Annotated in this window: 8 protein-coding genes; 2 read left to right on the top strand and 6 right to left on the bottom strand. The window is 36.0% G+C overall.

Translation table 11 applies throughout. The features are described 5' to 3' along the window. Positions 1-47: 47 nt before the first annotated feature. Positions 48-1,763 (bottom strand): carboxypeptidase-like regulatory domain-containing protein, encoded by a 1,716-nt coding sequence (locus ACMA47_RS08700; protein WP_413929490.1) that lies wholly within the window; start codon positions 1,761-1,763, stop codon positions 48-50. Positions 1,764-2,149: 386 nt separating this feature from the next. Here ACMA47_RS08700 and ACMA47_RS08705 point away from each other — a divergent pair, with 386 nt between their 5' ends. Then, positions 2,150-4,411, top strand: coding sequence for a TonB-dependent receptor domain-containing protein (locus tag ACMA47_RS08705; RefSeq protein ID WP_413929491.1), 2,262 nt, complete (start codon positions 2,150-2,152; stop codon positions 4,409-4,411). A gap of 43 nt (positions 4,412-4,454) precedes the next feature. Next, on the top strand, positions 4,455-6,707 hold the full coding sequence (locus ACMA47_RS08710; RefSeq protein WP_413929492.1) for a TonB-dependent receptor domain-containing protein: 2,253 nt from the start codon (positions 4,455-4,457) through the stop codon (positions 6,705-6,707). A gap of 144 nt (positions 6,708-6,851) precedes the next feature. Here the strand turns inward: ACMA47_RS08710 and ACMA47_RS08715 are convergent, their stop codons facing one another. From ACMA47_RS08715 to ACMA47_RS08735, 5 genes are read right to left on the bottom strand one after another with little or no spacing between them, the layout of a single operon-like run. Then, a complete protein-coding gene (locus ACMA47_RS08715) occupies positions 6,852-8,606 on the bottom strand; it encodes a discoidin domain-containing protein (RefSeq protein ID WP_413929493.1) in 1,755 nt (584 codons plus the stop codon). Between the two features lie 27 nt (positions 8,607-8,633). Next, on the bottom strand, positions 8,634-9,659 hold the full coding sequence (locus ACMA47_RS08720) for a hypothetical protein (RefSeq protein ID WP_413929494.1): 1,026 nt from the start codon (positions 9,657-9,659) through the stop codon (positions 8,634-8,636). A 4-nt stretch (positions 9,660-9,663) separates the two neighbouring features. Then, positions 9,664-11,193 (bottom strand): NAD(P)-binding protein, encoded by a 1,530-nt coding sequence (locus tag ACMA47_RS08725; RefSeq protein WP_413929495.1) that lies wholly within the window; start codon positions 11,191-11,193, stop codon positions 9,664-9,666. A gap of 37 nt (positions 11,194-11,230) precedes the next feature. Next, positions 11,231-12,745, bottom strand: a complete 1,515-nt coding sequence (locus ACMA47_RS08730) for a polyamine aminopropyltransferase (RefSeq protein ID WP_413929496.1) — start codon at positions 12,743-12,745, stop codon at positions 11,231-11,233. After that, a complete protein-coding gene (locus ACMA47_RS08735; protein ID WP_062673653.1) occupies positions 12,738-12,953 on the bottom strand; it encodes a DUF350 domain-containing protein in 216 nt (71 codons plus the stop codon). The genes ACMA47_RS08730 and ACMA47_RS08735 overlap by 8 nt, the downstream gene beginning before the upstream one ends. Positions 12,954-12,957 lie beyond the last annotated feature (4 nt).

Raw genomic sequence — 12,957 nt, forward strand, 5'->3', positions numbered from 1 at the left:
ACTGCATAAAAAAAGGACCATTTCGGTCCTTTTTATTTTTATGGTGATTACAAATCCCGTTTTACATGCCCTGTTGCCGTGAAGGTGTGATTTCCTGAATTATCGGTATAGGTACCATTAACTGTAAAATCAATATAGTCTCCTACCGCTCCAAAAGAACTTACATTGACAACGAGGTTTCCATTATTGGTTGTAATAGCCCCTCCAGAAAATTCAAGCCCATAATTAGAAGTAAAACTTGCAGCAACTCCCAACATATTATTCTGAGTCATAGAAAAAAATGGCCCTGCAGCATTCAGCGAACTTATTCTCAATTGTTTAGGTGATATAATGGGTGAAGGTATAAGACCTGTCCATTGTGCATTGAACAATCCCACTATATTAACGGTTGGCTGATTATCAATTTTATAACTGATCAATTCACTCACAGAATTACAAACCATGATATTCCCCAAATTTACTGTGGTAGATGGAGCCGTGAAAGTGACTTCATTGGTACTTTGTAAATTAAGGGCATCAAATCCCTCATAGGTAAACTGAGGATTTGCAGTACATGCATACGTATTGAATGTAAAGCCTCCGGTACTGTTTACAGGTACTGATAAATACTGGAAATAGTTGGTGTTTAAAGCAGATCTCAATATTACATAACCATCAGTAACATCAGTATTCGCACAGGTTTTGAGACTTCCCTGAATCGTAAAATTGGTAGATGTAGAAGGATTTACTGTAATATCTGTAATAGTTGTTATCATTCCAGCCGTAAAAGGTCCAACGTTAGAAGTATACATTACATTATTGCAGGCATCATAAACATTTAAAGCAAGAATCTCCCCTGCCGGAACAATTCCAGACACTGTTCCTGTATTATCTGTGATTCCATAAGTTTCATAGGATTGAGAGCTTCTCTTTAAAGTTACTTTAATATTAGGTAAAACCTGTCCTGCGGAATTTTTCACCGTTACTTTCATTGTTGCCTGTGGAAACTGTGCATCACAATTCCACCACGAAAAATGGCTTACTGTTCCTACATAGGTATTTCCAATCTTTGTTGCAGCCCCTTCTTCTTTCCACATTCCGGTCTCTTCATTATATGACCATAAGGGGATTGTGGCTGGTGAGCTGGAAGTCTGTGCAGCATCTATTGGAACTGTAATTTCTGCAGTATGACCGTTGGCAATCTGAAGATTCTGTCCGGAACTTCCTGTTAATTGTACATGCAGCATTCCAAAAGTTTCCATTATTCTGGCATTTCCTCCCGAGTTGGTTGCCAAAAAAGATCCTGGCATTAACTCATTAAGATAGGGGTCGGATGATGTTAAGTGAAAAACTCCAACGCTCACACTTCCTGAATAGGGATTTCCGTTGGCATCTTTGAAGCTACCATCGAATTTTACTTTCGTTCCGTTGGGTAGTGAAACTGTAGAGGTTGAACCAGTAGCAATTGTAGAGGTTGTTGTCGCCGGAATCATCATGATATTCACTCTGTTTATTCCGTTGGTAGGAACTAAAACTCTTGATGCATTTACAAAGCCAGGTTTTGTCACTTTTACATGGGCAAAATTTTCTTTTACCGAAGCATTTTTAAATGTGAACAAACCTTTAAGATTGGTGGTAACAGTACTTGTTCCGATTGTAACTGTTGCTCCGGAAACCGGGATTCCGTTTGTATCAAGAACAACTCCCTGGAAATTTCTTTGTGTAGTAGCTCCAAAATTATAATTGGATGTTGAATTGGAAGTGTTGTCTTCTATTTCTAGCAAAGATTCATTCTTACATGAAAATAACAACATAGACAACAAAAATAATAGATAAAATTTTCGCATATGGTATTAGTTTTTAGTTTTCACTAAATTAATAATAAAAGTCTATCACCAGCACATTTTATTGTTTTTCTCTTTTTTTTAATTAAAATTCTTCATTAATTTCTTTCTTCCATGTAACATTTAACATCTGTTATTTGTCTTATTATACAGAAAGGTCAAGCAATCATTATTTTTAACTAAATTTTTATTAACTGATAATCAATCAATTAAATTTAATTAAAAATATTTTTCAGTACTTTGTATTGCATGATACTAAATTTATTATATATCTTTGCAATGTTAAATAACAAACCATACAAGCTATTAATTAAAAAAGAATAATCATGAAGACTCAAATTCTTATTGCAGCACTATTTTTCGGTGGACTTATCACTGCCCAGCAGAAAAAAGACAGTATGAAAGTAAATGCTATTGATGCAGTGAATATCAAGAAGCAGGTTTTCAAAAAGCAAGGTGACCGTTTGGTGTATGATGTCGCTTCTTCATCTATCGCAAAAGGGACCAACACCTTTAATCTTTTAAAGCAAACTCCGATGATTTCCAGTATTGATGGAAAAACGCTGAAGATTTTGGGAAAAAATGATGCCGTGATTTATATCAATAATAAGAAAACCAATATGGACTCTGAGGCATTGATTGAAATGCTGAAATCTACTCCCTCTGAGGATATCCAGAAAATAGAAGTCATTACAGTTCCCGGAAGTGAATTCCAGGTTGAATCTAAAGAAGGGGTAATTAATATTGTGATGAAAAAAAGCAAAAACAACGGCTACAACGGAACGTTGAAAATGCAGAACGAGCAGGCATATTACAATAACCCCAATGCAGGAGCTTCTTTTAATTTCAGACAGGGAAAATGGTCTGGCAACTCAAATTTCAGAACGGGAAGCTGGACAGACAGACAAAGATATACGCTGTCTAACGGTGATCCTACTTTCAGAAATGAGTCATTTGGGTTCAATGATGATCCTAACAAAAATTTTGGAGGAGGCTTCAATGTTGATTATGAAATCAATAAAAAACACAGCCTTGGATTTTCTTACAACATGAGATACAACAAAAGTTTCAATTCTGTACTGGATATTACCAACTGGCAAAACGGAGTATTAAACAACAGAACGGTCAATAACGAGGATGCACAGACCAGAAATCATTCTTTCAATTTGAATTATGAGATGAAAACAGATTCTCTGGGCAGTAAACTTACATCAAACGTTTCTTACCTATGGTTCAACAGAGATAAAGTGAGTTTCAATGAAAGTTTTCCTTTAACAAATGATACGATCAATAAATATTCAGCATTGCATCAGGCTGTACCCCAAATCATTAATAACTACGCCGCCAATATTGATTATCTGAAAAAGACAGCTAAAGGAGCTACATGGCTGATGGGAATAAGCTATAACCACACTAACACGGATAACGACACCAAACAGGATAAACTAGTAAAAGGGGAATTTATCATCGATCCCAACCAAACCAATCACTTCATTTATAAAGAAAATATTCTCGGAATTTACCTGAACTATGAAAGAAAATTAACTGAGAAGATATCCGGAAAAATAGGAGCGCGTTACGAAATGACCAGAAGTACAGGTGATATTGTAGATAAAACAGGATTTGAAAGAAATTACAACAACCTTCTGCCTTACCTGAATTTAAATTATGCCATCAGTTCAGACCATAATTTGAGCTATACTTTTTCCAGCAGAATCAGAAGACCAAGATTCTGGGAACTGAATCCATCAAGAACTTACTTTACTCCTACCAATTATACGCAGAACAATCCCTTTATCCTGGCTTCTAAATATTATAACCAAGAGCTGAATTATATGTATAAAAATGCATTTTATGCCAACCTTAGTTTTAACATGGTAGAAGATGCAGCCGCTTCAGACCTGATTCCATTGCAGGGAACTGTAACAGCTCCTAAAAAAGATTCTGAGGGGAAAATCATAAAGGATATCAAAGGAAATCCAATTATGGAAACTACCAGATTCTTAAGATATATCAGAACCAATTATGGTAAAAACAGGGAGATTGCCCTAACTCTTGGAATGAACAAATCCTGGTTCAAAGACATATGGACGACCAACTATTCTGTCAATTTAGGATATGTTACCTACAAAGGCGGAGTATTTGAAGACCCAACTTCTATGCCCGTTCCGGGAGAAACTGAAGTGGTAGATCCTTACATCATTGATGTTAAAAACTACAATATGTCTGCAACCCTCAATAATGTCATCAGACTTTCTTCTAAAAAAGACTGGTTCTTAGGTATTAATTACTTCTTTGCCAGCCAGACCGCCATGGAAGGAGGAATAATAGGAGCAAGACAAAGTTTCGATTTAAGTCTGAAAAAAATTGCAGGAGACTGGACGATTGTAGCTGAAGTGAGTGACTTATTTAATCAAAGTTTCTACAGCATTAAAGGAGTACAACCTAATGGAAAATATAATAATATCACCAACTTCAATTATCCAAGGTTAATGAGCATCGGAGTTACTTATAATTTCGGAAATCAGAAACTGAAAAAAGCAAGGGAAATGAAATCAGCTAACGATGCTGTAAAATCAAGAACCTAACTATAAAACTTATACACTCAATCCACTCTTAAATAAAAACAACATGAAACGTATAATTTTGTCAATGGCCATCGTATTCGGTACTTGTGCATTTGCTCAGGAAAAGAAAGCGGATACGGCAAAAACAAAAAATATAGAAGGAGTTACCATCACAAAACAGGTTTTCAAAAAGCAAAGCGATCGTTTTGTATATGATGTGGCAGCATCTCCTGTGGCGAAAGGAAATACCACTTTTGATCTATTAAAGCAGACTCCGTTATTATCTTCTACAGATGATAAAACATTGAAAATCGCAGGAAAAAATAATGCGCTGATCTATATCAACGGAAGAAAAAGTAATATGGACGCTGAATCTTTAGTTCAGTTTCTGAAAAATACACCGGCAGAAAACATCCAGAAAATTGAAGTGATTACAGTTCCGGGAAGTGAGTATCAGGCAGAATCATCTGATGGAATTATCAATATCATTTTAAAGAAAAAAATGAGTGATGGTCTCAATGGAAATATGAGAATGTCTAATACACAAAGTAAGTATAATGCCAGCCAGGCAAGCTTTTCTGCTAATTACAGAAAAGGGAAATTGGGAATAAGTGCTAACCTGAGTGGAGGTGAAAATATAAATGCCCAAACTTATACCTTAAAAAACGGTAACAGCAAATCTTCAAATATATCAACAGGAGATATCGACAATCCCAACAAAAATATAGGAGGATATCTAAATCTCGATTATCAGCTGACAGATAACAGTAATCTGGCATTATCCTGGAATACATGGGCTAATAAAGGTTATAATTCTACAGCAGAACTGTTTAATACCATCACCAATGAAAATGGGATAAAATACAGTTGGTCAAAAAATAATAAGGATACAAGATCCTATAACAATTCTGTAAATTTAAATTATGAATTAAAAACAGATTCATTAGGAAGTAAATTAAATGTCAATGCCGCTTATCTGAATTATAAAAAATTTCAGTTTATTGATAATCAAACTTTTGCTTCCAATATAAACAGAGAGATAGGTAAAAGAACGTCACAAGTATTTCAAGATCTGCCTCAGCTTATCAATAACTTCTCCGGAACGGTAGATTATATTCAGAAATTTAATAACGATCTGACACTTTCGGTGGGAGGGAATTATAATAAAACCAAGACCGATAACGACACTAAAAATGATACTTATATTTATGATCCTTCGCCAATATTCAAATCTGCACCCAATCACTTTATCTATGATGAGAACATCTACGGATTTTATGTAACAGCAGAAAAAAAACTTTCTGACAAATTCTCTGGAAAAATTGGTGCCAGATATGAGATCACCAATAGTTTAGGAACTTCCGACAATGCTCCCACCCCAGAACTTCAAAGAATTAAAAGGAATTATAATAACTTCCTTCCCTATGCAAGTTTCAATTACAGCATTAATGATAAAAACAATATTTCCTATTCCTTTTCAAGCCGGATGATGAGACCTACTTTTTGGCAGATCAACCCCGTAAAGAGCATTCTGACAGATGAAAATTATACCCAAAATAATCCTTTTGTAAAAGCCTCTTCTACTTATAATCAGGAACTAACCTATATGTATAAAAACTCTTATTTCCTGATTTTAAATCACACCTTCTTTAAAGATGTTATCACCCAGGTTCCTTTGCAGGGATATCCTGTAGATCCGGAAGGAAATACAAAGCCTAAAAACGAATTAAGATATATCAGTACTAATTTCGGGAATAAACAGGAAATGTCTGCATTGGTAGGAATCCAGAAAACACTTTTTAAACAATACTGGACAACAAACTTCAATATCGGTGTTCAGCACAATATCAACAATGGAAGTTTGGGAGTAGATCCAACCACCGGAGATAGATTCAAAAATGATAAAGGAGAGCTCGTAGAATATAGTAATAACAGAAGATCTACAAGTCTTTTAATTCAAACCAATAATACGGTTCGTCTTGATAAAAATAAAACGTGGTTTCTTGGTGTTAACTTTTTCTTCATAGACAAACAACAGGTTGAGTTAGGATTGGTTAAAAGTTTAGCCAGTTTGGACCTAAGCGTAAAAAAAACATGGAATGACTGGACCTTCGCTGTGAATGTGACTGATGTTTTAAGAACAAACATTGTTGACATTGAAGATTATCAGTCTAATGGAAATTACAATTACATCCACCAAAATCAATATCCACGAAGCTTAACAGTAAGTCTTACCTATAATTTCGGAAACCAGAAAGTGAAAAAGGTAAGAGACATCGAAGGTGCCTCAGATGCTATTAAAAGCAGAACAAAGTAAAGAATTATCTTTCTTCATATTCAATTATTCTTACGGTATCCGCTGATTATTTTCAGCGGATTTTTTTATTTAGAAGATAATTTTATAAAAAATAACACGTCCTGATTTTTCAAAACGTGTCATTTTTTTATATTTTAATTTGATTTATTCTGATTTTGCAACAGCTGTTCTTTCAGAAACACCATTCGCATTGAAAGCTTCAATCTGAAAGTAGTAGGCATCTGTTCTGTCTGCCCCAGTAAAGAAATATTCATTCTTTCCGTAGACCATAATGCTTCCATACAATTTATCGGGAGTTTTTCCGAAATAGATTACATAGCCATCTGCTTCAGGATTCTGCTGCCATTTCATCCAGATACTTCTTCTTTCACCATACTTTTTCGGATCAGCTCTTAAAGGCACAAAACCTTCTACTTTTGCTGGCTGTTTCCCTGCTCCTTTTCCAAACACTCTGAAACCACTTAATGCAAATTTTCCGGTAGGCATTTTCAGATTTTCCATTTTAAGGAAACGGGCTTTTGCTGGTTGTTCAAGTTCTACATAATCATGAGGAACGTCTTTTGTGTTTTTGCTTTTATCCACAATCACATTCCATTTCTTTCCATCGTTAGAACCATAGATTTTATACTGATGCATTTTTCCAAAGGTTTTTCCCATGAACTCCGCATCCTGATCTGCATAATTGATCTGAATGGCATTGATCGTAGACACTTCTCCAAGATCCGTCTGAAACCACTCTCCGGAGTTTCCTGTTTTGGCACTCCAATACGTTTTGATATCTTCATCTACAGCATAGTTGGGCTGATAACCACCCAATGTAGATGAAACCTGAACCGGTTTATTATAATTCAACAGCATCCATCCGGCAAAAAGACCTTTTGTAAAATCTTTCCCCTGTGCATACTGCGGAAGATAAGTAGGATAATCTCCATAAGCCGTGTTACAGTACATCACATCGTCTTTATCAAACCCTGCAGGCCAGATTCCCAGCCTTCTTTCAAAATTATTTTTGGTAGAGATAAAAATGGTGGAAATATGCCACCAGTTTTTATAATTGTCTTCAAATGTTGCTCCGTGTCCTGCTCCTCTGGCAAAACCTCCCGGTTTATAAGAGAATGGATTATGCTGCTGATATTCGAAACCTTCCAAAGGACTTTTGCTTACGTATACTCCATCAGAATATCCACTGAATTCTGTTGCCGGAGCGCCATACTGCATATAGTATTTCCCGTTGTGTTTCGTCATCCACGCCCCTTCTACAAAAGGCTGAAGAAAAACATTATCATTGTATTCCCCGAAACGTTCCCATCCGTGATCCTCAGGTTTTAGTTTAATAATTGGCTTTACAAAACCTTCGGACTGAAGATTTTTTACTTTCACTTCTGTTCCCAGTAATGGCCATTCATTACTTGAACCCCAGTACAAATAGAGTTTATTTTTATCTTCATCATAATGGAATGCCGGATCCCACGCTCCTACTTTTAAAGTATCCACTGCAATTTTCCAGTCATCTTTGGTGGGGTTTGTACTTTTCCAGATCGGAAAATCCTGTTCCCAGGTAGAACCATAGACGTACAGAGTATCTTTCATTGCCCATACCGCCGGAGCATTAAGATCATGGATATATTTATTATCTCTTAAAAACTTCCTTTTCACAAACTTCCAGTCCAGCATATCATCACTGTACCAGTATCCTTCCTGATTGGTAGAAAAAAGAAACAGTTTATTCTTAAAATTAACAATCACCGGATCTGCTGTAGCACGATGTTTCCCTTGTTTGGAAAAAACTTCAAAAGGGGTATAACCATAATCGATATTGATGGGATTGCAGAATGTTTTCTGCTGAGCACCCACAATCATTCCGAGAAAGATTGCCAGTGACAGAAAATATTGTCTCATTTTTAGATTTTAAAGATTGAGACAAAGTTAGGTAACTTTTTTGGGTTTTCTCCAAATAAAGCCATCCAGCAAATAGTGAGTGAGTTGCGGAACAACTAACAACGGAATCAGAAATTGAATCCATTTTTCTGAAACAATTATATTCAGGGAAAAATGTTCATTCCACACCAGAGTTTCCCATAAAAATTCTTCCAGGAAAGCAAAGCTTAAAAGAACGCCTATGAACAAAAGGATTCCTGAAAAAGATTTAAAAATCAGCATCCAATTCATCTGATGATTTTCTTTTTGTTGTATTTCCCGGATGTAGATCAATGCGATATAGGGAATTCCATGAGAAACCACATTCAGAAAAGTAAACAGAAGATCATTATTAAAGTAGATAATCCCAAAATACCAGGAAAGGAAAGTTCCGGTGATCAGTGCTGTTTTTGGAATGTTAATATTTTTTGTTTTAAAAGCTTCGACAACAGTTTTAATAATCCAAATAATCAGAATGGTAAAATAGATTACAGTAATTAAAGGAACGTAGTCCGGAAGATTTTGAAGCCAGTCAAACTCGTTGTTGACAAACCAGGTAAAGGCACGAGGAGTTTTAAACCAGTACAACATCGGATAAATAGTGGCAGAATAAACAGCCACCTCATCTATTCTTTTGCTCCAGTTATTCGGTTCAAACCGGGCATAGATTCTCATAAAGCCATACTGCTGGCGTATAAAATGAAAAACAGCTATCAATGCCAGTACCGACCAGAAGGTCAGACTCCCAAATTGAAACAGGATGATGCCCAAAATCCAGCTTATCGCAGGAATTCCGAGATAAAGCAGTCTATTTTTCTGTATTTCTCCCTTTACGAAATACGTTTTGAACAGCGTAGAATATACATGAGCTACATCCACAAAAACGATCAGGAAAAGCCATGTGTAAAAGGAATAATGATTTTCCAGCTCCTGAATCTGTTTCTGAAAAAGAAAAATAACAAGCAATACAAGGAAAGGTGGTGATAAAATAAACCACCAGTCTGTTTTTGCATTATGTATCCACGGCTGTTTCATTGTATTATTGTATCATTTGTCCTGCTGTCCGGATTCCCTGATAAAAGGCTTCTTCAAAAATAGATATTCCGGAAAGGTCGGAATGAGCGAAGAAAATTTTTCCTTCTACAGGTTCTTTCGCAGCTTTGGTTTCTTCACCAAAAATCTGATTGGGAACCGGAGCAATCATCGCATGTCCTATTTTATGAAACTGCATTTCCAGGATGAAATCTTCTATCAATGGATGGGCTTTCTTCAAATCATCCAAAACTAAAGTTTTAAGTTCAGATTCTTTCATAGCATACAGTTTTTTCCTCGCTTTTTTGCAATCTGCCGTTGAGAAACTCTTGTAATGAGTAATTACTTTTTCACCTATAATCTGGTTCAGATTCTGATGTTGGTCAAAGATATAACCCAATCCGGAAGTACCGTAGATCACATTATCCCAGGCCAGTTCTTCATCTCCGCCAAATTCATTCTTTAACGTAATCGTTGTTAAAAGCCACGGCACATAGTGAAATGATGATGCTCTTTTTTGATTAAAAATTCTTTCATTCACAAACTGAGGTGATGCAAACAATACTTTATCTGCAATGATCTTTTTGGTTTTCTTTTGAGCATTATCAAAACTCAATACTTCAACTTTATCATTGATTTTTACATCAAAAACAAGATTTCCGGGCATATGCTTTCCCTCTGTGTATTTTGAAAAATGTTTTGCCAGTCTTGCATTTCCTTCCGGCCATGTGAAAACCTGATCTTTATATTTCGTGCTCCAGTTGTTTTTTCTTCCGGCAAAATAATGAATACCTGCCCAAGCTGAAACATAGTCTATTCCTAAACCAAAATCGTCTCTGCAGGAATAATCCAGCAACCAGAGAAGTTCTTCCGACTGGTAGTTATTTTCCTTAAGCCAATCTTTGAATATTACTTTTTCAAGTTTTACAACCTCATCTTCTCTGCTGGAATCATGTACGGGAATGGCAAACCAGTATTTCCCCTGTGGATCTTTCTTTACGCGAAAATCATCCATCAGCTTGAAAAAGCGACTAAGCTCCTGTTGTGTTTCTGCCGAAATTCCTCTTTGAGGCACAATATCATTTTGCCAGGAGTTTTTATAAAAAAGTCTTTCCTGCTGTGGGAAAGTCATTTGGTATTCATCAAGAATGGGTTCTCCGTTTTCTTCTATTCCCAGACAGATTTTGCATTCTTTCAGGAAATCTATTATTTCTAGGTTTTCTTTATTAGGCAAGGGTAAATAATGTGCTCCTAAAGGGAATTTTGAAAATGAATTCTGCCCGTTGGAAGAGTTTCCTCCCAGATGGTTTTCCATTTCAAGGAGAAGATAATCCTGTTCATTATTCTGACTGAAGAATCTGCATGCCGAAAGTCCGGAAATCCCACCACCTACGATAAGATATTTTGTGTGGATAACTTCTGAAAACTGTGGAAAATCTTTTGCCCATAACTTATGGCCAAGAACATGGTTTGTCCCGGTAATTTTCAATAACAAAGCTTTTACTTTCTTTCCGCAATACTGCAAAAAGGGAAGCATAAGGCTACCTAAAAATATAGTTTTAAGAAAATCCTTTCTACTGTACTTTCCCCCACTCTTCATCGAAATAACGGACTAATATCTGGTTATCCAGACGGTTAACTTCTACATCTTTCACTTTCATATCTTTATTAAAATAAGACATCTGTGAAAAGTTGTAATCATAGTATTTTAAGCCGGGAAGCTTTCTGTAGACTCTGTTGTTGATGGGCTCAAATGAAGCCATTGAGAATCCCCATTCTCCAAAAGACGGAACATAGGTATGATATGCAGCTGTGAATGGAAAAATCTGATTGATTGTTTTCTCAATACACCAGAAAGATTTCGGAGCAAAATACGGAGATGTGGTCTGAACCACAATTTTAGTATCAAGTGTTGTCAGCTTCTCCAGTTCTTTATAAAACTGTAAGGAATATAGTTTTCCTAAGCTATAGTTGGACGGATCCGGAAAGTCGATGATAATGACATCAAATTTCTTTTTGCTGTCTTTTACCCAAATATAAGCGTCTTTATTGATGATCTCTACTTTTGGATTGGAAAAAGAATTTTGGTTGAGCCTGCGCATGGTTTCATTCGTCTTGAAAAACTGAGTCATTTCCCCATCAAGATCCACAAGAGTTACTTTTTTAACGTCTTTGTATTTCAATACTTCTCTGGCTGCAAAACCATCACCACCTCCCAAAATCAGGACATTATCAATATTCTTTGCCATAGACATTGCAGGATGTACTAAAGCTTCATGATAACGGTATTCATCGGTGGAAGAAAACTGTAAGTTGTTATTTAAATATAAACGGAATTCGTGTGTATTTCTCGTTAAAACGATTCTTTGATAGGGTGAACTTTTGGTATAAACCACATTTTCGCCATATAGTTTTTCTTCAGAATAAGACAGAATCGTATCAGAGAAAAAGAAAAGTCCCAGCAAGAATGTAAATGCCGCGATAGATTTTACTTTGAGGGATAACGGTTTTGACAATTCTTTTGTAAGATAATAGCACAGGAATATCGCAATAGAGATATTGATCAATCCGAAAAACAAAGGTGTCTTTACAATCCCAAGCTTTGGAATCAAAACCAATGGAAAAAGAATCGATGCCAGTAAAGCTCCGATATAATCGAATGCAAAGACATTTGAAACTAAATCTTTAAACTGAACTCTGTCTTTCAGAATATTCATCAGAAGCGGAATTTCTACTCCGACAAGACAGCCTGTGAAAAAGACAAAAAGGTATAAAACGCTTTCAAAATGTGCGAGTGTATTAAATAAAATAAACAGCACAACAGAGCTGATTCCGCCTACGATTCCTACCAGAATTTCGATCTCAATGAATTTATCAATAAGATTTCCTTTGATGAATTTCGCAAGATAGGAACCTACTCCCATTGAAAAGAGATATACCCCGATAATGAAAGAAAACTGCTTTACAGAGTCTCCTAAAAGATAGCTCGCCAGGGCTCCGGCCACCAGCTCATAAATCAATCCACATGTAGCAATGACGAATACTGAAAACAATAAAAGCAGCTCAAGAGGAATCCTCTTCTTATCCATGAATTGCCGCGCTTATAATCATTGAAATTCCGATGATAAATGCCCCGAATACAATAGCCAGTGCTATGTTTTTGTTCTGAGCGATCTCGTGCCATGTTTTCTCCGGAGTAAGCTTTTCAATAACGAAATAGCACACCAGCAAAATAGCGATTCCTAAAAATGAATAAAGAACCGAGTTTAGTATTGGTAAGAAATTGATGTTGTCCATAGTT

The sequence above is a fragment of the Chryseobacterium sp. T20 genome, assembly GCF_047345655.1.
GTDB lineage: Bacteria > Bacteroidota > Bacteroidia > Flavobacteriales > Weeksellaceae > Chryseobacterium.